Origin of the sequence: Aestuariivirga sp. (assembly GCF_047602625.1) — a bacterium.
Lineage (GTDB): Bacteria > Pseudomonadota > Alphaproteobacteria > Rhizobiales > Aestuariivirgaceae > Aestuariivirga.
Genome location: NZ_JASGGV010000002.1, coordinates 2,826,423 through 2,849,384, shown reverse-complemented (window position 1 = coordinate 2,849,384; position 22,962 = coordinate 2,826,423). Strand labels below are relative to the sequence as shown.

Annotated in this window: 23 protein-coding genes; 5 read left to right on the top strand and 18 right to left on the bottom strand. The window is 63.7% G+C overall.

The genetic code is table 11. The annotated features are described in order from the left end of the window. Positions 1–64: 64 nt before the first annotated feature. Complete coding sequence (locus QM694_RS19175; RefSeq protein WP_415008505.1) at positions 65–901, top strand: UPF0280 family protein; 837 nt, start codon at positions 65–67, stop codon at positions 899–901. On the opposite strand, the gene QM694_RS19170 is transcribed toward QM694_RS19175, so the two are convergent. Then, on the bottom strand, positions 902–1,636 hold the full coding sequence (locus tag QM694_RS19170; protein WP_415008504.1) for a type 1 glutamine amidotransferase: 735 nt from the start codon (positions 1,634–1,636) through the stop codon (positions 902–904). It lies immediately after the preceding gene. Between the two features lie 135 nt (positions 1,637–1,771). On the opposite strand from QM694_RS19170, the gene QM694_RS19165 reads away from it, so the two are divergent. After that, positions 1,772–2,743: an asparaginase gene (locus tag QM694_RS19165; RefSeq protein WP_415008503.1), complete on the top strand. Its 972-nt coding sequence runs from the start codon at positions 1,772–1,774 to the stop codon at positions 2,741–2,743. 3 nt (positions 2,744–2,746) lie between these two features. On the opposite strand, the gene QM694_RS19160 is transcribed toward QM694_RS19165, so the two are convergent. Continuing rightward, on the bottom strand, positions 2,747–3,208 hold the full coding sequence (locus tag QM694_RS19160; protein WP_415008502.1) for a RidA family protein: 462 nt from the start codon (positions 3,206–3,208) through the stop codon (positions 2,747–2,749). A gap of 59 nt (positions 3,209–3,267) precedes the next feature. Here QM694_RS19160 and alc point away from each other — a divergent pair, with 59 nt between their 5' ends. Both alc and QM694_RS19150 read left to right on the top strand, forming a co-directional pair. Further along, a complete protein-coding gene (gene alc / locus QM694_RS19155; RefSeq protein WP_415008501.1) occupies positions 3,268–4,272 on the top strand; it encodes an allantoicase in 1,005 nt (334 codons plus the stop codon). After that, the gene (locus QM694_RS19150; protein WP_415008500.1) at positions 4,269–4,742 is read left to right on the top strand and encodes an ureidoglycolate lyase; all 474 of its coding nucleotides are present in this window, start codon (positions 4,269–4,271) and stop codon (positions 4,740–4,742) included. The genes alc and QM694_RS19150 overlap by 4 nt, the downstream gene beginning before the upstream one ends. A gap of 3 nt (positions 4,743–4,745) precedes the next feature. Here the strand turns inward: QM694_RS19150 and QM694_RS19145 are convergent, their stop codons facing one another. From QM694_RS19145 to QM694_RS19075, 15 genes are all read right to left on the bottom strand, one after another. Beyond that, positions 4,746–5,465: a CBS domain-containing protein gene (locus QM694_RS19145; RefSeq protein ID WP_415008499.1), complete on the bottom strand. Its 720-nt coding sequence runs from the start codon at positions 5,463–5,465 to the stop codon at positions 4,746–4,748. Positions 5,466–5,570: 105 nt separating this feature from the next. Then, the gene (locus QM694_RS19140) at positions 5,571–6,281 is read right to left on the bottom strand and encodes an amidohydrolase family protein (RefSeq protein WP_415008498.1); all 711 of its coding nucleotides are present in this window, start codon (positions 6,279–6,281) and stop codon (positions 5,571–5,573) included. After that, positions 6,278–6,850: an amidohydrolase family protein gene (locus QM694_RS19135; protein ID WP_415008497.1), complete on the bottom strand. Its 573-nt coding sequence runs from the start codon at positions 6,848–6,850 to the stop codon at positions 6,278–6,280. Before QM694_RS19135 ends, QM694_RS19140 begins: the two co-directional genes overlap by 4 nt. Continuing rightward, positions 6,847–7,344, bottom strand: coding sequence for a 2-oxo-4-hydroxy-4-carboxy-5-ureidoimidazoline decarboxylase (gene uraD / locus QM694_RS19130; protein ID WP_415008496.1), 498 nt, complete (start codon positions 7,342–7,344; stop codon positions 6,847–6,849). Before uraD ends, QM694_RS19135 begins: the two co-directional genes overlap by 4 nt. Next, positions 7,341–9,419, bottom strand: coding sequence for a urate hydroxylase PuuD (locus tag QM694_RS19125; protein ID WP_415008495.1), 2,079 nt, complete (start codon positions 9,417–9,419; stop codon positions 7,341–7,343). The genes uraD and QM694_RS19125 overlap by 4 nt, the downstream gene beginning before the upstream one ends. Before the next feature lie 67 nt (positions 9,420–9,486). Further along, positions 9,487–10,560, bottom strand: coding sequence for a BMP family ABC transporter substrate-binding protein (locus tag QM694_RS19120; protein ID WP_415008494.1), 1,074 nt, complete (start codon positions 10,558–10,560; stop codon positions 9,487–9,489). Positions 10,561–10,646: 86 nt separating this feature from the next. Beyond that, complete coding sequence (locus QM694_RS19115; protein WP_415008493.1) at positions 10,647–11,573, bottom strand: ABC transporter permease; 927 nt, start codon at positions 11,571–11,573, stop codon at positions 10,647–10,649. Then, positions 11,570–12,673, bottom strand: a complete 1,104-nt coding sequence (locus QM694_RS19110) for an ABC transporter permease (RefSeq protein WP_415008666.1) — start codon at positions 12,671–12,673, stop codon at positions 11,570–11,572. The genes QM694_RS19115 and QM694_RS19110 overlap by 4 nt, the downstream gene beginning before the upstream one ends. Then, a complete protein-coding gene (locus tag QM694_RS19105; protein WP_415008492.1) occupies positions 12,657–14,204 on the bottom strand; it encodes an ABC transporter ATP-binding protein in 1,548 nt (515 codons plus the stop codon). Before QM694_RS19105 ends, QM694_RS19110 begins: the two co-directional genes overlap by 17 nt. Further along, on the bottom strand, positions 14,201–15,115 hold the full coding sequence (xdhC, locus tag QM694_RS19100; protein WP_415008491.1) for a xanthine dehydrogenase accessory protein XdhC: 915 nt from the start codon (positions 15,113–15,115) through the stop codon (positions 14,201–14,203). The genes QM694_RS19105 and xdhC overlap by 4 nt, the downstream gene beginning before the upstream one ends. Further along, positions 15,112–17,409: a xanthine dehydrogenase molybdopterin binding subunit gene (gene xdhB, locus QM694_RS19095; protein ID WP_415008490.1), complete on the bottom strand. Its 2,298-nt coding sequence runs from the start codon at positions 17,407–17,409 to the stop codon at positions 15,112–15,114. Before xdhB ends, xdhC begins: the two co-directional genes overlap by 4 nt. Further along, a complete protein-coding gene (gene xdhA / locus QM694_RS19090; protein WP_415008665.1) occupies positions 17,406–18,854 on the bottom strand; it encodes a xanthine dehydrogenase small subunit in 1,449 nt (482 codons plus the stop codon). The genes xdhB and xdhA overlap by 4 nt, the downstream gene beginning before the upstream one ends. A gap of 9 nt (positions 18,855–18,863) precedes the next feature. After that, on the bottom strand, positions 18,864–19,214 hold the full coding sequence (gene uraH, locus QM694_RS19085; RefSeq protein WP_415008489.1) for a hydroxyisourate hydrolase: 351 nt from the start codon (positions 19,212–19,214) through the stop codon (positions 18,864–18,866). 41 nt (positions 19,215–19,255) lie between these two features. Further along, entirely contained in the window at positions 19,256–20,197 is a 942-nt protein-coding gene (locus QM694_RS19080) for a LysR family transcriptional regulator (RefSeq protein WP_415008488.1), read from the bottom strand. A gap of 10 nt (positions 20,198–20,207) precedes the next feature. Continuing rightward, on the bottom strand, positions 20,208–21,458 hold the full coding sequence (locus QM694_RS19075) for a glycerate kinase type-2 family protein (protein WP_415008487.1): 1,251 nt from the start codon (positions 21,456–21,458) through the stop codon (positions 20,208–20,210). Positions 21,459–21,606: 148 nt separating this feature from the next. Between QM694_RS19075 and QM694_RS19070 the strand changes: the two genes are divergently transcribed. After that, a complete protein-coding gene (locus QM694_RS19070; RefSeq protein WP_415008486.1) occupies positions 21,607–21,903 on the top strand; it encodes a hypothetical protein in 297 nt (98 codons plus the stop codon). Between the two features lie 70 nt (positions 21,904–21,973). Here QM694_RS19070 and QM694_RS19065 read toward each other — a convergent pair whose 3' ends face one another. Beyond that, complete coding sequence (locus tag QM694_RS19065; protein WP_415008485.1) at positions 21,974–22,957, bottom strand: neutral zinc metallopeptidase; 984 nt, start codon at positions 22,955–22,957, stop codon at positions 21,974–21,976. Positions 22,958–22,962 lie beyond the last annotated feature (5 nt).

Genomic DNA, 22,962 nt, shown 5'->3' with positions numbered 1-22,962 from the left:
TGCAGGATAGGGTCAACAGGCGCATGGAGCAAACTGAATCGTGGGATTTTCGGGAGTTACGGGAATGCGGGCCATGATGCTGCCGGATGGCCACCGCCTGCATTTGCAGGATGGGCCGTTCGACCTGGTGATCGGCGCTGACGGGCCGGAGATGGAGGTGCATCGTGCCTTCGATGTGGCAATTGCCCGATTTTCCACCGTCCGCGCCGAGTTGAACGCCGAGATTTCGCTGCTCCGTCAGCCCACGGAGCGTTTGCCGGAGGGTGCTGTGGCGCGGCGCATGTATCGCGCCACGGCTGAGCACGCCAGGTCCGGCTTTATCACGCCCGTGGCGGCAGCTTCAGGCGCGGTGGCGGAGGAAGTGCTCTATGCCATGGTCTCCGCCGCCGCCGTCGAGCGAGCGCATGTGAACAACGGCGGCAGCATCGCCATCCATTTGACGCCCTGGCAGGAGTATCGGGCGGGCGTGGTGGACCGGCCGGATCATCCGCTACTGGTGGCGGAGGCGCTGGTGCACTGGACGGACGCCGTGCGCGGCATTTCAACCAGCGGCTGGCAGCGGAATTTTTCCTTCGGCATCGCCGATGCGGTGACAGTGCTCGCCGCCACGGCCAGCGGAGCGGAAGCGGCTGCGATGCTGGTGGCCAATGCCGTTGATTTGCCCGGCCATCCGGCGATCACGCGTGTGCCCGCAAGCGATCTTCGCCCGGAGAGCAGCCTGGGGGCCCGCCTTGTGACGCAGCATGTGGGAGACATCTCGCCGGGCGATATTCAGCAGGCCCTGGCGAACGGCGTGAGCGTGGCGGAAACGCTTCTGGCGCGGGAGCACCTGATCGCCGCAGCGCTGCATCTGGGCGGGGAAACGCGGATCGTTGGCGTGCTTCCGCTGGCGGCCTCCTGATCAGGCGGCGGCGCGCAGGGCCCGAGCGTCCAACAGGTTGGTGAACAGCGCCCGGCTGTGCTTCGCCATCAGCGGCATCAGCGGCAGGGCCTGCGCCCGCACCCGCTCATAGGCGCCGGCACCCAACGCCTCGTCCAGCCATTGCCGGTATTGCGGCAGATGCGCCCAGCGGTCCACAAGGTCAGGCGTCAGTTCGCCATGAAACTGGGTGGCCAGCGCGCAATCGCCAAGGCTCATGATCTGCACCGGCGACACGGCGGAAGATGCCAGAACCTCGGCACCCTCCGGCAATTGCTTCACCTCGGCATGATGCCACTGCATGAAGCGGAACTGCTTCGGCAGGGCCGCCGTCATGGCGTGACAGCGGCCAGTGCCGGTGAGCGACACCTTGCCGATTCCCACTTCCGCTGCCTTGGCGAGTCCCACCGTGCCGCCCGCTGCCTCGGCCAGAAGCTGCAAGCCCAGGCACACGCCGAAATACGGCCGGTTGCGCGCCATCACCCATTCGCGGATGGCCGCCTTCTCATCGATCAGCCAAGGGTTCGCGCCGGTCTCCCACACATCCATGGCGCCGCCCATCACCAACAGCACGTCATAGGGTGCCAGCGACGGGATGGCCTCGCCCCGGTGCAACATCACCGTATCGAGCGTAACGCCGCGTTCTTCCAGAAACGCGCCGTAAAGACCGGGCGGTTCATCGTCCATATGCTGGAAAACCAGCGCGCGGCTGAGCATCGGCGGCAATCCCTTGAAAGAAGAAGCGGCGTAAATAGTGAGCGCTGCGCGAATCGCAACGGTCGCTTTTGTCGCAGGAATCCGTTACGGCCTGATTACGGCCGCAGCAAGAACCGCGCAGAGAAGGAGCCTCCCATGCCCAATCCCGTCATCGCCGAAGTTACGCGCGGCGGCATCGTGGAGAGCCGCCATACCGGGGCTTTCGCGGTCGTTAACGCTGACGGGCAGATCGTGAGCGCGGCGGGCGACATTGGTTCAGCCGTTTTCCCGCGCTCGGCGGTGAAGGCCTTCCAGTGCCTGCCGGTGATCGAGAGCGGTGCGGCGGATCATTTCGGACTGACGGACGAGGAGATCGCGCTCGCCTGTTCCTCCCACAATGGCGAGCCTGAGCACGTGCGCGTGGCGCGCGCCATGCTGGCCAAGTGCGGCAACAGCGAGGAGGACTATGAGTGTGGCGCGCACTGGCCAATCGACAGCGTGGCGGAGCATGCCGCCGTGCGCGCTTCCGATGCGCCGCTGCAGGTTCACAACAATTGTTCGGGCAAGCACGCCGGGATGCTGGCGCTGGCTCGACAGCTTGGCGCGGAGCGCCATGATTATGTGAAGCCCGGCCATCCCGTGCAGCAGGCCATCGCCGAGACCATGGGCGCGCTGTGCGGCTGCGATCTGGCGCAGCAACCCGTCGGCATCGACGGCTGCTCGGTGCCCACATGGGCGATCCCGCTCCGCAATCTGGCGCTGGGCTTTGCGCGTTTGCCGTCGCGCCCGGCGGGCCAGCGCATCATTGCCGCCGTGCGTGCCCATCCTTTCATGGTGGCGGGAACAAAGAGATTTGACACCGATCTGATGGAAACCGTGCCGCGCGCCTTCGTGAAGACGGGGGCGGAAGGCGTCTATTGTGGAGCGATCCCCCATGCGGGGCTCGGCATCGCGCTTAAATGCGATGATGGCGCAGGCCGCGCGGCGGAGGTGGCGATGGCGCATCTTCTCGCCAGCCTCGACGTGTGGACGCCTGACGAACGCGAGGCGCTGGAGGCCTTCAGCCGCAAGCATCTCCGCAACTGGCGGAAGCTCGACGTTGGCGAAGTGCGCTGGCCCGCGCCCTGATCGTCAGGCCTTCACCGCGAAGAAAGCGGTGATCTCAACCGTAATGTTCTGCGGCAGGCTGCCCATGCCGACGGCGGCGCGGGCGTGGCGGCCCTGCTCGCCGAACACCTCCACCATCAGGTCGGAAAACCCGTTGATGACCTTCGGCTGCTCGGCAAATCCGGCAACGCCGTTCACCATGCCAAACACATTGAGCACCCGTTCCACCCGGTCGAGGCTGCCCAGCATGTCGCGCACGATGGCGAGAATGGCGAGGCCGGTACGGCGGGCATGAAGCTGTGCCTGCTCCACCGTGACGCCCTGCCCCACGATGCCTGACGCGAAGCTGCCATCTTCCAGAAGCGGCCCCTGCCCTGACACGTAGAGAATGCCATTGTGGATGACGCCCGGCACATAATTGCCCTTGGGCGTGGGCGGCGGCGGCAGGACAATGCCCTTGTTTTTCAGATTTTCTTCCGCGCTCATGCCTGTTTCCTCCGTGATTTCCGGCGTGCTAATTCTTCTGTGTCACACGGAAGGCAACCATGGCAACCACCACTCCCGAGCTTCCCTCCTTCGCCCGCAACGCCATCAATCTCGCGTCGCCCCGGCTTGGCGCCAAGGCGCTTTATGCGACGGATGAATTCTTCGCCGACAAGGCGCGCATGCTGGCCGATGCGCCGGCCAGTTTCGATCCCGACAAATATGACGACAACGGCAAATACATGGATGGCTGGGAATCAATTCGCCGCCGCCATGGGGGCCATGATTTCTGCATCGTGAAGCTGGGCGCGCCGGGGGTGATCCGCGGAGTCGACATCGACACCAGTTTCTTCACCGGCAACTATCCGCCCGCCGCATCCCTTGAGGCGTGCTCCAGCGCGCGGGATCCTGATGACAATACGGCGTGGACAGAGATTCTTCCCGCGGTGTCGCTCGGACCTTCGGCGCATCATTTCCATGCCATCGCCAGCGACACGCCATGGACGCATGTGCGGCTGCATATCTATCCCGATGGCGGCGTGGCGCGCCTCCGTGTCTACGGCGAGCCGGTGCCTTCCTGGGAAGGCAAGGACAAGTCCGCCGTGCAGGAGCTTTCGCTGGCCAACAATGGCGGGCGCATCATTGCCTACAACAATGCCCATTACGGATCGGTGTGGACGCTGCTGACGCTGGGGCGCGGCATCAACATGGGCGACGGCTGGGAGACGCGGCGGCGGCGCGAGCCCGGCAATGACTGGATCATCGTGAAGCTGGGCGGCACCGGCGTGATCGAGAAGGTGGAAGTGGATACCTGCCACTACAAGGGCAATTATCCCGACCGCTGTTCGCTTCAGGCAGCACTGGTGACCAACGCCACCGATCAATCGATCGTGACGGAAGCGATGTTCTGGCCCGCGCTGATGGGTGAGCAGAAGCTCGAGGCCAACCGCATTCACAGCTTCTCCGGCAGTTCACTTTTGCTGAAAGAGCCGGTCAACCATGTGAAGCTCAACATCTTCCCCGATGGTGGCGTGTCGCGGCTCAGGATTTTCGGAAAGCTGGCGTGACAGAGCTACGCGCCACCCCGCTTACGCCAGAGGATTTCGCGCCTTTCGGCGAGGTGATCGCGTGGGAGGGTGCGCAGCCGATAACGATCAATCAGGGCTATGCGCAGCGGGTGAACGGGCTGGCGCGCGTCGATGTTGGTGAAGGTCTCGTAAATGTCAGCCTGTTCGCCGGAAAGCCGCGGCCATTGGCTGTTGCGGTGATGGAGCGGCACCCCTTGGGCTCGCAGGCTTTCTATCCCCTGCAGGACAGGCCTTGGCTGGTGGTGGTGTGCGGGAACCCGCGCGACACTGGCAGCTATCGCGCCTTCACGGCCAGCGGGCGGCAGGGCGTGAATTATGCGCCGAACGTGTGGCACCATCCGCTGCTGGTGCTGGATGCGCAAAGCCGGTTCATCGTGGTGGACCGGAGCGGCCCCGGCGCCAATCTGGAGGAAGTGCTGCCGCCGGAGCCGATTTCGATTGTGCTCTGACGCTTACTCCGCGTCCTCACCCGGCCAGATGATATAGGTGCCCGATACCGGCTCCATCCAGGCGATGTGGTTGACGACGCTTTTCACGCCGCTCACATTTTCCGCCACCACGGCGGCGGCCTTGCGGCAATGATCGTCGAACACGGTACCCTGCAATTCGACAGCGCCGTCCTTCACGATGGCGCGGATGGCGCCATTGCCGGCCCAGGGCTGGTTTTTCAGGGCCTCCACAAGCGTTGCGCGGATCGCTTCGTCATCCTGCGAGGCAGGCGTCGAGGCTGGCCTCGCGCGCAGCATGGCGCGCATCAGGTCGGAGCGCGAAACGATGCCAACGAGCTTGCCGTTATCCACCACAGGCATGCGCTTGATCCTGCGGCTGGTCATCAATTCCACCAGATCATCGAGCGATGCCGAAGACGGGACCGTCGCCACATCCGCCGTCATCACGTCGGCGACCTTGCGGCCAGCCGCGTGGGTATATTCCTGCGCCAGCTTGCCGGAGGGCTGGAGAAACTCGATCCAGCGGGGGCGCTTCTTCGCCGTTCCCAATTCGCTGCGGCGCAGGAAATCACCTTCGGTGACGATGCCCACGAGCTTTCGGCTGGAAGTGATGACGGGAAGGCCGCTCACCCTGTTGCCCAGCATGAGGTTGACGGCATCGGCGACCTCAGTGCCGGGTTCGACGCCGATCACCGGCGTGGTCATGATGTCTGCAACGCGCATGCGCTTTCTCCGGAGAAGCCTGAAAACTGTGGTGGGCATACTCCCGACTGTCACGCGCCGGCTATGATTTGCATCAAGCCAGCAATGCGTTTTCCGCGCAGGGGGTCAGCGTGCGGCGTGCCAGCGGCGGCCCGCGATATAGGTGGCGGAAACGGCGCGGTCATCGCCGAGGATCATCAATGAAAACAGAATATCCTCGAGGGATTCAGACAAGGCATGGCGGGCCTTGAGAACCGGCGTCGCTTCCGGGTCCAGCACCACGAGATCGGCGAATTTTCCGGCCTCGAGCGCCCCGGTTTCAGCGTGGATGTGAAGCCGCTCCGCATTGCCGCGCGTGGCCATGTGAAAGAGCTGGGCGGCCGTGGGCTTGTAGCCGTTCAGCATCTGCACCTTGTAGGCCTCGCCCAGCGTGGCGAGCATGGAATAGCTGGTGCCGCCGCCCACATCGGTGGCAACGCCCAGACGCACGGGCCGACCCTCTTTCCGCAAATGCGGCATGGAGAGAAGCCCGGAGCCCAGAAAGGTGTTGGAGGTAGGACAGTGGACCACCGTTGATCCCAATTCCGAGAGCCGCGCCGCCTCGCGCTCCGACAGATGGATGCCATGCGCGAAGAGGCTCTTCGGCCCCAAGAGGCCGAAGCGGTCATAGACGTCGGTATAGTCCCTGGCCTTTGGGAACAAGTCCCTGACGAAGGCGATCTCGCGGGCGCTTTCGGAAAGATGCGTCTGCATCAAGGCGCCGGAGAGAGATTTCAGAAGTTCTCCGGCCAGCGCCAATTGCGCTTCGGTCGAGGTGATGGCGAAGCGCGGCGTCACGGCATAGCGGAGGCGCGCGCGGCCATGCCATTTGGCGTAAAGCTCGGCGGACTCGCAGGCGCTTTTTCCAACTCGTCCTGAACGGCAGGGATGGCATTGCGGTCCATCATCGTCTTGCCGGTCAAAAGCGCCATGCCGCGCCGCTCGCCAGCGGCAAACAGCGCATCGGCGCACACGCGATGCACCGAACAGAAGGCCAGCGCCGAGGTGGTTCCCGCAGCAGCAAGGCGGTCCAGAAACGCCTCCGCTGCCTGGTCAGCATAGGCCGCGTCGCCATAGCGGCTTTCCTCGGGCCAGGTGAAGCGGGCGAGCCAGTCCAGCAGGTCCTTTCCGGGCGCGGCGAGCATCCGGTATTGCGGGAAATGAATATGCGGGTCAATGAAGCCGGGAAGGATGAGGCATTCGCCATAGTCATCCGCCGTGAGCCCCCGGTAGTCTTCTGGCAATTGTGCATGATCGCCCGCCCAGGCAATGCGGCCATCGTCGCCGATGACCACAGCGCCCTTCGTGTGATGAACGGGAGAGGCATCGGCCGTGAAACTGACCGTCTGTCCACGGATGATCTTCATGCGCTGATACGGTCCTCGATGCGGAAGCGGAAGATGCGGGCGATCTGGCGGAGCGCCATGGCGAATTCATCGTCCGGGCTGTTGTTCACGCGCTCCGCGAAGCTTTCCAGAATCTGGTGCTTGCCCGCGCCCTTCACCGCGAAGATGAAGGGGAAACCGAAGCGCGATTTATAGGCCTCATTGAGCGTGGTGAAGCGGTGAAATTCTTCCGGTGTCAGCGTGTCCAGTCCCGCTCCCGCCTGTTCCCGTGAGGAATCAGCGGTGAGCCTGGCGCGGGTGGCGAGATCGGGGTGGGCGCGAATAAGGGCAAGTTGTTCTCCATGCGTGGCATTCTGGAGCGCCAATTCAAATGCGCCAATCATCGCTTCCCGATCAGTGAAAGGCCGCGCCCGCAGCGCCGCCTTCGCCACCCAAGGCGAATGCTCGGCCACGTCGCCAAAGGCAGACATGAAAGCATCCGGCGGCATGGCATTCACCTGCGCTAGCGTTCTCATTGCGCGGCGATCCATGCGCCGAGCTTTGCGCGCTCTTCATCGGTCATGCCGGTCTTGTTGCCCAGCGGCATGGCCTTGTTGCGCACCGCCTGCGTTTCGATCTCGCGGGTATAGCGGCGCAGGTCCTCAACCGTATCGAACATGATGCCTTTCGGTGCGGTGTGAATGATGAAATCGGTGGGATGGGCGGAGTGACAGGCTGCGCAGCGGTTGGCTGTGATCGACAACGCATCGGCATCGGTGACGGTTCCATTGAAAACCGGCAGCGTCGATGGCTGGGTGAGGAGAAGCGCCAGCGCCAGCGCCGCGCCAATCAGCGGCAGCGCCCATGCAATATCGGCCTGCGCATCGCCCACTTCGGTGCGCACGAGGAAATAGCGCGCCAGGGCGCCGGCAACCACGATCAATCCGGCCAGTAGCCACGCATGCGGGTGATCGGTGATGAAGGGATAATGATTGCTCACCATCATGGCGAGCACCGGCAAGGTGAGATAGGTATTGTGCAGCGAGCGCTGCTTGCCGATGGCCCCCAGGCGCGGATCGGGCGCTTCGCCTTTCACGAGAGCCGAGGTGATCTTCCGCTGGTTGGGGATGATCACCATGAAGACATTGGCAGCCATGATGGTGCCGATGAAGGCGCCGATATGGATGAAGGCGCCCCGGCCCGAGAAGACGTGCGTGTAGCCATAAGCCGCGCACATGATGAGCACGAACACCGCCAGCGCCAGCCATCCCGTGTGGCGTCCCAAGGGGGAACGGCAGAGCGCGGTATAGATGATCCAGCCGCCCGCAAGACTCGCCACGGAGATGGCAATGGCTTCCCACGGCGAGAGCGCCATGACGGCGGGGTCGATCAGATAGGTGGAGGCCTGCACATAATAGAGCAGCACCATCAGGCCGAAGCCCGTGACCCAAGTGAGATAGGCCTCCCATTTGAACCAGATCAGGTCTTTCGGGAGCGAAGCGGGCGCGGAAAGATATTTCCGCACATGATAAAAGCCGCCGCCATGCACCTCCCATGCTTCGCCTGCAACACCTAACGGCAATGGCACATCCTTGCGGAGGGAAAAATCGAGCGCCACGAAATAGAAGCTGGTGCCGATCCAGGCGATGCCGGCGATCATGTGGCCCCAGCGCAGCAAGAGCCCCGGCCAATCGAACGACAGAAGTGGTGCTGTGCTGAGCCACCATGCGAGAACCAGCGCCGCCGCGATGATGGGCAGCGTCCAGCCCGTCTTGCTTAAGGGGTCGCTCACTTCGGTGCGCACCAGGAATTGCCGGAGCGCGGCACCTCCCACGAAGATGGCGCCGGCCAGAAGCCAGGCGTGGGGCGCATCGGTGATGATGGCGTAGTGATTGCTCACCATCATCAACAGAACCGGCAGGGTAAGATAGGTATTGTGCAGTGAGCGCTGCTTGCCGATGGCGCCAAGGCGGGGATCGGGCAGTTCGCCACGGATCAGCGCGGCGGTGATCTTCCGCTGGTTGGGAATGATGACCATGAAGACATTGGCGGCCATCAGCGTGCCGGTGAAAGCGCCGAGATGGATGAAAGCGCCACGGCCCGAAAATATATGCGTGAAGAAGAAAGCAGCCGCAAGGACGAGAGTGAGCAGGAAGATGGCAAGGCCGCGTGTGTTGCGCCCCAAAGGAGAACGGCAGGCGGCATCATAGACGATCCAGCCGCCCGCCAAACTCGCCACCGAAATTGCAATGGCCTGCCATGGCTTCAGATCAAGGACGGCGGGATCGATCAAGTTGGCGGCGGGATTGAGATAGTAGGCGGCAATCAGCAGCAGGAAGCCCGACACCCAGGTGAGATAGGCCTCCCATTTGAACCAGGTGAGATGGCCGGGCAGGCTTTCGGGCGCTGAGAGATATTTCTGCACATGATAAAAGCCGCCGCCATGCACCTCCCACGCCTCGCCGCCGACGCCGGCAGGCAAACCGTCCGGCTTCCTCAACGAGAAATCCAGCGCCACGAAATAGAAGCTCGTGCCGATCCAGGCGATGCCCGCAACCAGGTGCCCCCAGCGGATGAGGAAGTTCAGCCAGTCCGCGATGAACGGGTCCATATGCCTTCCTTCGCAACAACGCCTGCCGCGGCATGATCCACGGCAGGCGCTTTCGTCCGTGTACTGCCTATTGCGGCAGCTTGTCGTCGATGCCCTTGATGTACCAGTTCATCGAGTTGAGATCGGCGTCGGAGAGAGACTTGCCCTTCTCGCCCACCACCGTTCCATCCTGCTTGGTGATCGGGCCGGCGAAGGGCAGCAGCGCGCCGGACTTGATGTCGGCCACCGATTTTTCGGCCATGGCCTTCACGTCATCCGGCATATTGGTGAAGGGCGAGAGCACAACCATGTCCTGCGCCATGCCGCCCCAGACGTCTTCCGACTTCCACTTGCCGTCCAGCACCTTCTTCACTTCCTGCACGTAATAACCGCCCCAGCTGTCGGTGTTGGCGGTGAGCTGCGCCTTGGGCGCGAACTTGATCATGTCGGAGGACTGGCCAAAGCCCAGCTTGCCCTGCTCCTCGGCGATCTGCAGCGGCGCTGTCGAATCCGTGTGCTGCACGATGATGTCGGCGCCCTGGCCAAACAGCACCTTCGCCGCATCGGCTTCCTTGCCCGGATCATACCAGGAGTTCACCCAAACGATCTTGACCTTGAAGTTGGGGTTCACCGACTGGGCGCCCAGCATGAAGGAGTTGATGCCCATCACCACTTCCGGAATGGGGAAGGAGACGATGTAGCCGGCGGTGCCGGTCTTCGACATCTTGGCGGCGATCTCGCCCATCACGTAGCGGCCTTCATAGAAGCGCGCGTTGTAGGTCGAGACATTATCGGCACGCTTGTAGCCCGTTGCGTGCTCGAAGAACACATGCGGGAATTTCTTGGCTACCTTGATGGTGGCATCCATGAAGCCGAAGGAGGTGGTGAAGATGATCTTGCACTTCTCGCGGGCCAGTCGCTCGATGGCGCGCTCGGCATCCGGGCCTTCGGCGACGTTTTCGAGATATTTCGTCTCCACCTTGTCGCCCAGTTCCTTCTCCACTTCCTTGCGGCCAAGGTCGTGCTGGAACGTGTAGCCGCCGTCGCCCACCGGGCCTACATAGACCCAGCATGCCTTGAGCTTATCCGCCGCCGATGCGCTGCCGGTGAGCAATGCCGTGCTTGCCATCAGGGCGGCCGCGGCGATCATCCAAGTCTTCATCTTCCTCTCCATCTTTCGACGCCTGTGTTGCGGCCTTTTTGATTTGCCCCCCGCCGTGGCCGCATGCCCGGCGAAACGCGAAATGCCTAGCGGTCGGGCACGAAGGGCTGACCAAGGCAAGCGGGTGTATTGGCTCTGGTGAGCGCACGATTGCCCGAGATGACCACCAATGCAAGGATGGTCACGATGTAGGGCAGCGCCGTCAACAGTTGCGAGGGGATGCCAAGGCCTTTGGTCTGCACCGCCAGCCCCAGGATGGTGATCATGCCGAAGAGATAGGCGCCGATCAGCACGCGGCGCGGCAGCCATGATCCGAAGACGACCAGCGCCAGCGCGATCCAGCCCCGGCCCGCCGTCATGTTCTCGATCCATTGCGGCGTATAGGCGAGCGACAGGTAGCCGCCGGCCAGCCCCGCGCAGCCGCCGCCAAAGGCCACGCAGGCATAGCGCACGGGGATCACCGGATAGCCCAGCGCATGGGCGGACTGGTGGCTGTCGCCCACCGCGCGGATCACCAGCCCCGCCTTGGTGCGGAACAGCACGTATGAGACGAACGCGGTGAGCAGGAGTGAGACGTAAACAAGAATATCCTGCCCGAAGACGATGGGGCCGAGCCATGGAATGTCGGTGAGGCCGGGAATGTAAATCTTCGTGAGCTTCGCTCCGGGCTGGCCGACATAGCCCTCGCCGATCAGGCCTGAAAGGCCAAGCCCCAGCAGCGTGAGCGCCAGACCTGTCGCCACCTGATTGGAAACGAGCGTCAATGTGAGGAAGGCGAAGAGCAGCGACAGCGCCACGCCTGCGAGAATGGCGGCGAATATTCCCACATAGGGCCCGAAGGCTAGCGCCGCGCCGAAGCCGCACACGGCCCCCACCGCCATCATGCCTTCAACGCCCAGATTCAACACGCCGGAGCGTTCCACCACCAGTTCGCCCATGGCGGCCAGCAGCAGCGGCGTTGCCGCCGTGATGATGGTGAGGATGATGGAAACCAGTTCGCCGTGATTCATCATGCGCCTTTCAGCTTGGCGGCGCGGTTGAAGACCAGGCGCGGGCGGTAAAGGATCATCGAGTCGCAGGCGAGAATGTAGAACAGCAGGATGCCCTGAAAGACGCGGGCGATCTTGTCGGAGATGCCGAGCGACACCTGCGCCGCTTCGCCCCCCAGATAGGAAATGGCGAGCGCCAGCGCCGCCACCAGCGCGCCGATGGGATTAAGGCGGCCAAGGAAGGCGACGATGATGGCGGTGAAGCCATAGCCGGGCGAAATGGAGGGCTGAAGCTGTCCCACCGTGCTCATCACCTCGCAGATGCCCGCCAATCCGGCGAGGCCGCCCGACAGCAGGAAGCAGAACCATACGGCACCTTCGCGCGAGAACCCGGCAAAGCGCCCGGCGCGGGGTGAAGCACCCAGCACGCGGATTTCAAATCCCTTCAGGCTCTTGCCCATCAGCACCGCCAGCGCCACGGCGGCAATGACCGCGAAGAGGACGCCGATGTGCAGCGTGCCGTCGAAGCTGGGCAGCAATTGCCAATCCGTGAAGGGGATGGTCTGCGGGAAATTATGGCCATTGGGATCACGCCACGGCCCGCGCACCAGCCAGTCGAGCAGAAGCTGCGCCACGTAGACAAGCATGAGGCTCGTCAGGATTTCGCTGGCGTTGAAGCGGTTCTTGAGAAAGGCGGGAATGGCCGCCCATGCCATGCCGCCGAGAATACCGAGCAGCAGCATGGCGATCAACGTGAAGGGCGTGTTCCAGTCCGGAAAGAATACCGGAATGGCCGCGCCAAGGATCGCGCCTGCGGTGAGCTGGCCCTCGGCACCGATGTTCCAGACATTGGCGAGATAGCACACCGAAAGCCCGGCGCCGATCAGCGCCAATGGCGCTGCCTTCACCGCGAGCTGCTCCAGCGACCAGAGATCATCCGGGTCACCCGTCCAGAGATATTTCAGCGGATCAAGGAAATAGACATGCAGCGCCTCGAAGGGATTGAGGCCCTGCAATGAGAAGATGACGAAGCCGGTGAGGACGGTGAGCAGAATGGCAATGACGGGCGACAGGAACACCATCGCCCGCGACCGCTCCTGCCGTTTTTCAAGCAGGAACTGCATGGCGCTCCGTGTCCTTCTCATGCGCGCCCGCCATCAGCAGGCCGATTTCCTGCAGGCTGATGTTCCCGGCGGGATAGGCCTTCGACACCTGGCCGCGCGAGATGACGGCGATGCGATCCGCCACTTCGTAGATTTCATCAAGGTCCTGACTGATGACCAGCACAGCGGAACCGCCACGCGCCAGATCGATCAGCGCCTGGCGGATGGTGGCGGCGGCTCCCGCATCGACGCCCCATGTCGGCTGGTTGACGACGAGAATGCCGGGCCTGCGGTCCAGTTCGCGGCCGATCACGAATTTCTGCAAATTGCCGCCCGACAGGGCGCGGGCTTCAGGATCGGGCTTTCCCTTCCGCACGTCGAAGGCCTTGATGACGCGCTCGCTCACCGTGCTGGCGCCGTTCTTTTGCAGGAGGCCGCCCTTGACCACGGATTGATCGGAGGAATGGCGCGTCAACACCACGTTCTGCGACAGGCGAAAGCCCGGCACGGCGCCATGGCCCAGCCGTTCCTCGGGCACGAAGGCGGCCCCCTTGTCGCGCCTTGCGTTCACGCCCATGTGGCCTGCCGGAACGCCATCGATCACCAGCATATCGGCGCCGGGCAGGCGGCGTTCGCCGGAAATGGCATCGAAGAGTTCCGACTGGCCATTGCCTGCCACACCGGCGATCGCCACCACCTCGCCCGCCGCCACATCCAGCGTGACATGGCGGAGCGCCACGGAAAATGCTCCGTCGGCTGACAATGAGAGACCGCGAAGCTCCAGCCTTGGTTTTCCGGCGGAGGATATTTTTTCGCTGTGAAGCTGGTGAATGTCCGCGCCCACCATGAGGCGCGCGAGACTGGCCGCCGTTTCCGTCTTCGGATCGACCTCGGCCACCACTTTGCCATGACGGAGAATGGTGGCGGTGTCGCAGAGGCGCTTCACCTCCTCAAGGCGGTGGCTGATATAAAGCACCGCGCAGCCTTCGCCCGCCAGGCGCTTGAGCACCACGAAAAGCTGGTCCGCCTCCTGCGGGGTGAGAACGGCGGTGGGCTCATCCATGATGAGAAGGCGCGGTTCCTGCAGCAGGCAGCGCACGATTTCGATGCGCTGGCGTTCACCAACGGAAAGATCAGCGACGGTGGCCGTGGGTTCGAGCGGCAGGCCATAGTCCTTCGAGACGCGGGCAATCTTTTCCGAGAGTGCCGCGAGATCAAACGCGCCGGGCATGGCAAGGGCAATGTTCTCCGCCACGGTGAGCGCCTCGAACAGCGAGAAATGCTGGAACACCATGCCGATGCCGAGTTTGCGCGCGGCGGCGGGATTGGGAATTTCAACCGGCTTTCCCAGCCAGCGGAATTCGCCGGAGGTTGGCTGCAGCGCGCCATAGATCATCTTGACGAGGGTGGATTTGCCCGCCCCGTTCTCACCCAGGAAGGCATGAATTTCGCCGGGGCGGATGCGCAGCGTCACATCATCATTGGCGCGCAAGGTGCCGAACACCTTCACGACATGGATCGCCTCGAGGAGATACTCCTCCTGCTCCGTCACCGCTTTGCCCCTTCTTGCAGTGCAACATGGTGGAGCGGATTATCCGCCGACGCAAGACGCAATGCCTCGTCCAGCACAAGAATCTGCGCGGCTGTCGCGGCGGCAATCACCGCCGGTTCCTTGCCCGCAATGCCCGGCACGCCGATGGGACAGATCAGGGCGGCGACGCGATGATCCGGCACACCTGCGGCTTTCAGGCGATGTTCAAAGCGGGCGCGCTTGGTGGCGCTGCCGATCAACCCCGTGTGGGCAATCGCCCCGTTGCGCAGCGCCGCATCGGTGATTGCCAGGTCAAGCGCATGGCTGTGGCTCATGATGAAGGCGAAGCTGCCTTTTTCCGCTTCGGTGGCCTCCCGCACCGGATCGGCGGCGGAGAGCGTGACGTTGGATGGCACAGCGGCTGGAAAAGCATTGGGGCGCGGATCGACCCACCGCACGGCACAGGGCAAAGGCGCCAGAGCCATCACCAATGCGCGGCCGACATGGCCTGCGCCGAACAGCAGGATGGCGCGCGTGCTTCCGCCGAACTTCAGCGTGACGCCATTGCGGGTGAGGTCCAGATCGCCTTCCGCCTCGCGCGCAGCGAGGGCTTGCGCCTCGTCAAGCTGGGTGGATGAGAAGGCTTCGGTCATCAGCGTCACCCGGCCGCCGCAGCACTGGCCCATGTCTGGCCCCAGCGCGTGGGCGGTGAGGCGCGCGGCTGGCCCCCGCTCCATCAGCGCCTGCGCCTGCGCCATAGCCTGCCATTCCAGCGTGCCGCCGCCGATGGTGCCGTGATAGCCCATCGGCGTCACCACCATATGCGCGCCCGCATCGCGGGGCGCCGAGCCCTGCGTCGACACGACCGACACCAGCGCGCAGCGGCCATCGCGCTCAAGTGCCAAGGCGATCTGCTGCCATACACGGCTCATGCCATGGCCCTCACCGCATTGAGGATCGCTTCCGGCGTGGCTGGTGCCTGCAGCGGCGGCACCTCGCCGGGCTTCAATCCGGCGATGGCGTCGAAGATCGCCGACCAGACGGAAATCGCCAGCATCAGCGGCGGCTCGCCTACCGCCTTCGACCTGTAGATGGTGGGCTCGCGGTTGCCTTTCGACTCAAAGAGCTTCACGCGGAAATCCTCCGGCACATCGGAGGCGCAGGGAATCTTGTAGGTGGAGGGCGCGTGGGTGCGGAGGCGGCCTTCCTTGTCGAACACCAACTCCTCGGTGGTGAGCCAGCCCATGCCCTGCACGAAGCCGCCCTCGATTTGGCCGATGTCCAGCGCCGGATTCAGCGAGCGCCCGACATCATGGAGAATATCAACACGGTCCACCCGCATCTCGCCGGTCAGCGTGTCGATGGTGACTTCGGAACAGGACGCGCCATAGGCGAAATAATAGAAGGGGCGGCCTTTTGCCTTCTCGCGGTCCCACACGACCTTGGGGGTGGCGTAGAAACCCGTGGATGACAGCGACACGCGCGCGGCATGGCAGCGCCTGGCCAGTTCTCCGAAGCTCATGCGGTGATTGCCGGCGGAGACGTGGCCTTCCGCGAAGGCAATGCGCGATGCCGCCACGTTCCACAGTTTCGCCGCCTCGCCGGTCATCCGCTCACGGATGATCTCCGCCGCCTGCTTGGCCGCCATGCCGTTCAGGTCCGCGCCTGATGAAGCGGCGGTGGCGGAGGTGTTGGGCACCTTGCCCGTCGTCGTGGCGGTGATGCGCACCTTCTCGAGGCCGATGCCGAAGATTTCGGCCACCACCTGCGCCACCTTGGTGTAAAGCCCCTGCCCCATTTCGGTGCCGCCGTGGTTCAGATGCACGGATCCATCGGTATAGACATGCACCAGCGCGCCCGCCTGGTTGAGATGGGTCAAGGTGAAGGATATGCCGAATTTCACCGGCGTCAGCGCGATGCCCTTGCGCAGTACGCCGCCCCTACTATTGAAGGCGGCAATGGCCTTGCGGCGGGCGCGGTAATCGGAGGTTTGTTCCAGTTCGCCGATCACTTCGAGCGCGATGTTGTCTTCCACCTTCATGCCATAGGGCGTGACATCGCGGCCCTTCGCATAGAGATTGCGCTTCCTCACATCGAGCGGATCGAGGCCCAGCCGCTGCGCGATGGCGTCCATCATGCGCTCGGCGAAGATCATGCCCTGCGGCCCGCCGAAGCCGCGGAAGGCGGTGTTCGATACGGTGTTGGTCATCAGCCGGCGGGTGCGGATGCGGGCCGAGGGATAAAAGTAAGCATTGTCCGCATGGAACATGGTGCGGTCGTTGATGGCGCCGCTCAGATCGGCGGAGTAACCGCAGCGCGAGAAAAACTCGACATCGGCGGCGCTGAGCTTTCCGTCACGGTCAAACCCTGCCGCATAGGCGATGCGGAAATCATGGCGCTTGCCGGTCATCATCATGTCGTCATCGCGGTCGAGGCGGCATTTGACGGGGCGCTTCAGTTTCTGCGCGGCGATGGCCGCCAGCGCCGCCCATTGCGCTGCCTGGCTTTCCTTGCCGCCGAAGCCTCCGCCCATGCGCCTGCACTCGCACGTCACCATCGCATCGGGCAGTTTCAGCGTACGGGCGATCAGGTGTTGCACTTCCGTCGGGTGCTGGGTGGAGCAATAGACGGTCATGGCGCCGCCCTCTTCGGGAACGGCGAGCGACACCTGGCCTTCGAGATAGAAATGCTCCTGCCCGCCCAGATCGAATGTCTCGTGCCAGCGCAAGGGCGCTGCGGCCAGCGCCTTCGTCACATCGCCGCGCGTGAAGGCATAGGGCGGGAGAATATCCTCCGTTTTCATCGCCAGCGCATCGGCGACGCTGACGGCGGGCGGTTCGGCGGCGATCCCGATTTTGGCGAGGCGGGCGGCACGGCGCGCCTGGTCGCGGGTTTCCGCCACCACGGCGAAGATCACCTGGGCGTGGAAGAGGATTTCCGCCTCCGCGAGGATGGGATCGCCGCCGATCGACGGGCTCACGTCATTCTTGCCCGGAACATCTTCATGGGTGAGGACCAGCACCACGCCCGGTGCTGAACGCACGGCGGAGAGATCGACGGACAATATCTTTCCGCGCGCACCGTCTTTCGCGAAGCCGGGCGCCACATGCAGCAGTCCTTCCGGTTCGCGCATGTCATCGATATAGGCGGCGCTGCCCTGCACATGCAGCGCGGCACTATCGTGCTTCTGCGCCTTGCCGACCGTCATGGTGGCGAGCGGCTTCATGCGGGAATCCGGATGCGGGTTTCAGCGGGTGTGCGCCCTGCGCATTCCATGAGGGCGCGGCGGAGCAGGCCCTTGGCCGCTTCGATGCGATAGGCGGCAGAAGCACGCATGTCACCGATGGGCTGGAAGTCCTCAGCCAGCGCCTGCTCCGCCGCAGCCCATGAGGCAGCGTTATGCAGAGAGAGACCGGCGAGCGCGGCTTCTGTATGCGCAGCACGCTTGGGCGTGGCGGCCATGCCGCCAAAGGCCACGCGGGCCGAGGCGATGTGGTCAGCCTCCACCGTGAACCTGAACGCGGCCATGATGGCAGAAATATCCTGGTCGAAACGCTTGGACAGTTTGAAGGCGAAGAAGCGCTCGTTGCCCTTCAGCTTCGGCACATCGATGCGCCAGACGAGTTCGCCGGGTTTCCGATCCTGCTTCCCATAGGCAATGAAGAAGTCTTCGAGCGCAAGGCTGTGTTCGGCATCGCCGTGGCGGAGCGTGAGCGTGGCATCGAGCGCGATGAGCATGGGCGGCATGTCGCCGATGGGGGAACCATTGGCGATATTGCCGCCCACCGTGCCCGAGGCCCTCACCTGTGCGGAGCCAATGCGGCGCAACACTTCGCCCATGTTGGGGCTCAAACCCGCAAGATGGCTCAAAGCTTCGGCATAGGTCGCGGCGGCGCCAATGGAGAGTGTGTCCGACGTCTCCACAATCCCGTGCAGTGCCTTCACGCGGCCGATGTGAATGATTTTTGGAAGCGCGCGCATCTGCTTGGTGATCCACAGGCCGACATCGGTTGCGCCCGCGAGGATCGTGGCATCGGGATGGGCGGCAGCAAGCGTCGCCAGCGACTCCGGGGACGCGGGTGCGGCGAAGAAGCTGTTCTCGCTGCCGATGAAAATATCCTCGCCGTCAGCCAGCGCCTGCAATTGCTGCGCCGTCTCCTGCGTACCCCAGTCATCTTCTGCCTGTCCATCACAGGCGTGAAGCGCCGCGTCGACGATGGGACGATAGCCGGTGCAGCGGCAGAGGTTTCCGGCAATCGCATCCAGCACATCCGCGCGGCCCGCCACCCTGCCCCTGTGCGAGAGCGCGAAGAGCGACATCACGAAGCCCGGCGTGCAGAAGCCGCATTGCGAGGCGTGGAAATCGACCATCGCCTGCTGCACGGGATGAAGCGCGCCCTCCCGCGCCAGATCGTCCACCGTCACGAGTTCCTTGCCGTCGATCTGGCCCAACATCAGGATGCAAGCGTTCACCGCTTCGTAAATGACGCGGCCATCGCCAGGCGTCCCCAGCACCACCGTGCAGGCGCCGCAGTCACCCTCATTGCAGCCTTCCTTGGTGCCGCGCGATTTTTCCTCAAGCCTGAGATAATCGAGAAGGGTGCGGGTGGGCGGGACATCGTGAAGCTCGACCATCCTGCCGCGGCGGAGAAACCGGATGGTGGCCCTCACGCCCATGCTTCAGCTTCCGCGATAGGTGGAATAGCCGAAGGGCTGGAGCAGCAGCGGCACATGATAATGCGCCGAAGGATCGGCGATGCCGAAGCGGATGGGAATGACATCGAGAAAGGCAGGCTCCGGCAGGGCCGTGCCCCGGGCTTTCAGATAATCCCCGGCGTGGAAGCGCAGTTCATAATGCCCACGCATCAGCGCCGCACCTTCGAGCAGCGGGCCATCAACCCTGCCATCGGCATTGGTCTGAACCGTCTTCAGATGAATGGCGCCGCCGTCGAGCAGGTAAAGCTCAACCTTCATGCCCGCCGCCGGCACGCCCGCCGCGGTGTCCAGTATATGCGTGGTCAATCGGCCCATTGCAAAAATCTATCACAGGCTTCGGCGTGCGCAAAAGCAGATTAGCGGCCACGCTTCGTGCTGTTTTTTCGCACAGGCGCTGCCTTGAAAATATGCATGGCCGCCGTTTCCAGAAAGGCATTTGTGGCGGGCCTGCCCTGCTGCCCCTTGCGGTGAACCATGGTGAAGCGGTCTATCGGCAGGCGGCGGTCGGTCAGGGGAATCCAGCGCAGCGTTCCGGCTTTCAACTCCTGGCCGATGCCGATGATCGTCTGAAAGGCGATGCAGTTTCCTTCTCGCGCCAGCGCCGCCATGAGGCGGAGCGAATTGCATTCATAGACAGGCCTGATCTTGCGCGCGGCGGGAATGCGCATCAGGATCGTGCGCAGGCTCAGGCCCTGCGCGGGCCAGGCCACGGCATGGTCGAGGCATTGCGCCAGCGTCAGCGCCTTGGCCTCAGCCAGCGGATGGCGCGGCGACAGGACGGCGCCGATCTGGAAATCCCGCGATGCGCCGATGGCCAGCCCGTCGAGCGAAGATGGATTGAAGGTGAAGCCCACATCGGCCTCATGGTTCAGCACCATTTCGGTCACGCGGTCAGACCCCGCGACGGTGATGGTGGCCTCGATGCCGGGGAAGCGTGCCGAAAATTCCATCAGCAGGCGGGGCAGCACCTCCACGGATATGCTTTCGACGGTGGCGATCCGCACGCGGCCGCGCTTGAGGCCGCGCAGCGCCGAGAGCCGCTCCAGCGTGTCTTCGTGGCCGTGGGCGGCGGTAATCAGTCCGTCTTTCAGGATTTCGCCGGCGGGCGACAGCGTGAGATGGCGGCCACTGCGGTCAAACAGCACGAGGCCAAGCTGGTCTTCAAGCAGGATGAGTTGCCGGCTGATGGCGGAGGCGGCGACATTCAGCACCCGCGATGCGGCACGCACCGAGCCTGTTTCGGCGACGGCGAGAAAATAGCGGTAGCCAAGGGCGGCAAAGCTTCCGTGATCCGGCATGGTTTCTCCGTCAACGGATCAATATGGCGCGGAAATCATTGACATTGGTGTGGGTCGGCCCGGTGATCACCTGATCGCCCAGCGCCTCAAACAGACTATGGGCATCGTTGTTCTCAAGCATGGCAACGGGATCAAGGCCCAGCGCACGGGCGCGCTCCAGCGTATCGGGTGCGATGATGGTGCCCGCCACAAGCTCCATGCCATCAACGCCATCGGTGTCGGCGGAAAGCGCATGAATGCGCGGCTCCCCGCCCAAGGACACGGCGAGCGACAGCGCAAACTCCACATTGCGCCCGCCCCGTCCATTGCCTTTCACCGTGACTCCGGTTTCACCGCCGGACAGGATCACGCAGGGTTTCGCCACCGGCGCATCATATTGCAGCACCTGTTTGGCGATGGCGGCATGGACCTTCGCCACTTCCCGCGATTCACCTTCGATGCGGTCGCCGAGATAGAGGACGTTCAACCCCATCGCTTTCGCACTGGCCGATGCGGCCTCGAACGATCCGTGCGCCGAGACGATCACGCGGGTGTCGTTGTCAGCGCGCAAGGGGCCTCTCGGAACATCCGGTGATTGAAGCCAGCGTTCCACCGATGGCGGAGCGGCGATGCGATAGCGGCGGAGGATCGCCAGCGCATCGGCATTGCGCGTGGGATCGGCGACGGTCGGTCCCGATGCGACGATCGCCGGATCATCGCCCGGCACGTCCGAGAGTACCAGCGTGTAAATGCGCGCTTCCCCCGCCGCGCGCGCCAGAAGCCCGCCCTTCACGGCGGAGACATGTTTCCTCACGCAATTCAGTTCAGCGATGTTGGCGCCGGATTTCAGCAGCGTGCGGATCAACCCGAATTTCTCGTCCATGGCGATGCCGGGCGCGGGCTTCGCCATCAGCGCCGAGCCGCCGCCCGAGATGAGCGCGATCAGCAGATCGTCCTTCCTCAGCGTGGCCGCGAGGGCCAGCGCCTTCTCCGCCGCAGCGAGGCTCGTTTCATCCGAGACGGGATGGCTGCCGTATACCGTTTCGATGCGCTTGAGCGGTGACGCATAGCCTTTGGGCGCCACCACGAAGCCCTCCAGCGGCCCCGGCCAGTTGTCCTCAAGCGCCTCCGCCATGGTGATCGACGCCTTGCCAGCCCCGATCACCACGGTGCGGCCTTTGGGAGCCACGGGAAGATTGGCGGCCACGGCCCTCGCCGGATTTGCAGCATCCACCGCGGCGCGGAACAGCGCGTTCAAGATGGTCCGTTCGTCGTCACGCATGAAACCGGCCTCCTTCGCGCGCGTGTTTGCCATGCGATGGGCCGCCCCGCCAGAGGTTTGCGGCTGTGGTGGCAGGAATTACCGACTCTGTTACCTCTTGCACATCCGGCTTAAGCCGGGGGCAACACATCCCATTGGGGGGACATTTATGGAAACACTTCTTCCGCTCGTCATTCAGCTCATCTCGGGCGCGGTCGGCGGCAACATTGCCGGTGCTGCACTGAAGGACAAGAGCCTCGGCGCGCTTGGCAACACGATCGCCGGAATCATCGGCGGCGGCCTTGGCGGCAAGCTGCTCACCATGCTCACGGGTGCGGCGGCCGCGGCCCCAGCAGCCGGCATCGACATCGGCACGCTGGTGCAGCAGATCGCCGGCGGCGGCGTGGGCGGCGCGATCGTCATGATCCTCGTCGGCCTGATCAAGAACATGAACAAGACGGCTTGAGTTCTTCTGCTTCGGCAAACGAAACGGGCGCCTTACGGCGCCCGTTTTTGTTTGGGGCTTTTAGAATGCCTCAATGGAAATCGCTGCTAAAGGTGTTGCAGTCGTTCAGGCTCTTGGCGGCAAAGCCGGTCTTGAACCAGCGCACACGCTGCTCGGATGTGCCGTGCGTGAAGGATTCCGGCACCACATAGCCCTGCGAGCGCTTCTGCAGGCGGTCATCACCGATCTGCGATGCGGCGTTGATCGCCTCGTCGATATCGCCCGCTTCAAGAATATGCTTCGTCGCATCGGCTTCCTGCGCCCAGATGCCGGCGAAACAGTCGGCCTGCAGTTCCATGCGCACGGAAAGCGCATTGGCCTCCGCCTCACTGGCCTGCGAGCGCGCCTGCTGCACCTTGTCGGCGATGCCAAGCAGGTTCTGCACGTGATGGCCCACCTCATGCGCCACCACATAGGCCTGCGCGAAGTCGCCGGGCGCGCCGAGTTTGGTTTTCATGTCCTGATAGAAGGAGAGGTCGATATAGACCTTGTGGTCGGCCGGGCAATAGAACGGCCCCATGGCCGATTGCGCCATGCCGCAGGCCGATTGCACGAAGCCCGAGAACAGCACCAGCGTGGGCTTCTCATAGGTCTTGCCCATCTGCTGGAATTCCGCCGTCCAGATGCGGTCGGTCGAGCCCAGAACGCGGGCCACGAAATCCTTGCCCGCATCGTTCGACACGTCATTGCCGGACACGCCGCCGCCGGTGGTGCCGGAATCGGTCACATCAGTGTTGGTGCCGGGAAGGGTGATCCCTGTATCGGTGCCGCCGCCGCTCATGCCGCCGCCACCATTGATCATCTGGATGAGATCAACGCCGAACACCATCTTGGCAATCAGATAGATGATGACCAGCAGGATGATGGTCTTGAGGCTGAAGCCGCCGCCGCCCGCGCCAATGGGAATGTTAAAGCCGCCGCCCCGCCCGCCGCCGGGAAACCCGAAGCCGCCACCACCGCCCTGCCCGCGCCGGTCTTCAATGTTGTCACTGGGCTGTTCATTGTCGAGACGCATTGCGT

What these genes read in the sequence shown, in the direction of transcription:
- QM694_RS19080 (WP_415008488.1), bottom strand. Translation starts at nt 20,197, where the DNA reads ATGCCGGATCACGGAAGCTTTGCCGCCCTTGGCTACCGCTATTTTCTC.
- QM694_RS19175 (WP_415008505.1), top strand. Translation starts at nt 65, where the DNA reads ATGCGGGCCATGATGCTGCCGGATGGCCACCGCCTGCATTTGCAGGAT.
- QM694_RS19110 (WP_415008666.1), bottom strand. Translation starts at nt 12,673, where the DNA reads ATGCAGTTCCTGCTTGAAAAACGGCAGGAGCGGTCGCGGGCGATGGTG.
- QM694_RS19125 (WP_415008495.1), bottom strand. Translation starts at nt 9,419, where the DNA reads ATGGACCCGTTCATCGCGGACTGGCTGAACTTCCTCATCCGCTGGGGG.
- QM694_RS19070 (WP_415008486.1), top strand. Translation starts at nt 21,607, where the DNA reads ATGGAAACACTTCTTCCGCTCGTCATTCAGCTCATCTCGGGCGCGGTC.
- xdhC (WP_415008491.1), bottom strand. Translation starts at nt 15,115, where the DNA reads ATGAGCCGTGTATGGCAGCAGATCGCCTTGGCACTTGAGCGCGATGGC.
- uraH (WP_415008489.1), bottom strand. Translation starts at nt 19,214, where the DNA reads ATGGGCCGATTGACCACGCATATACTGGACACCGCGGCGGGCGTGCCG.
- QM694_RS19145 (WP_415008499.1), bottom strand. Translation starts at nt 5,465, where the DNA reads ATGCGCGTTGCAGACATCATGACCACGCCGGTGATCGGCGTCGAACCC.
- uraD (WP_415008496.1), bottom strand. Translation starts at nt 7,344, where the DNA reads ATGAGAACGCTAGCGCAGGTGAATGCCATGCCGCCGGATGCTTTCATG.
- QM694_RS19065 (WP_415008485.1), bottom strand. Translation starts at nt 22,957, where the DNA reads ATGCGTCTCGACAATGAACAGCCCAGTGACAACATTGAAGACCGGCGC.
- QM694_RS19170 (WP_415008504.1), bottom strand. Translation starts at nt 1,636, where the DNA reads ATGCTCAGCCGCGCGCTGGTTTTCCAGCATATGGACGATGAACCGCCC.
- QM694_RS19165 (WP_415008503.1), top strand. Translation starts at nt 1,772, where the DNA reads ATGCCCAATCCCGTCATCGCCGAAGTTACGCGCGGCGGCATCGTGGAG.
- alc (WP_415008501.1), top strand. Translation starts at nt 3,268, where the DNA reads ATGGCAACCACCACTCCCGAGCTTCCCTCCTTCGCCCGCAACGCCATC.
- QM694_RS19115 (WP_415008493.1), bottom strand. Translation starts at nt 11,573, where the DNA reads ATGATGAATCACGGCGAACTGGTTTCCATCATCCTCACCATCATCACG.
- xdhB (WP_415008490.1), bottom strand. Translation starts at nt 17,409, where the DNA reads ATGAAGCCGCTCGCCACCATGACGGTCGGCAAGGCGCAGAAGCACGAT.
- QM694_RS19120 (WP_415008494.1), bottom strand. Translation starts at nt 10,560, where the DNA reads ATGAAGACTTGGATGATCGCCGCGGCCGCCCTGATGGCAAGCACGGCA.
- QM694_RS19075 (WP_415008487.1), bottom strand. Translation starts at nt 21,458, where the DNA reads ATGCGTGACGACGAACGGACCATCTTGAACGCGCTGTTCCGCGCCGCG.
- QM694_RS19135 (WP_415008497.1), bottom strand. Translation starts at nt 6,850, where the DNA reads ATGAAGATCATCCGTGGACAGACGGTCAGTTTCACGGCCGATGCCTCT.
- QM694_RS19160 (WP_415008502.1), bottom strand. Translation starts at nt 3,208, where the DNA reads ATGAGCGCGGAAGAAAATCTGAAAAACAAGGGCATTGTCCTGCCGCCG.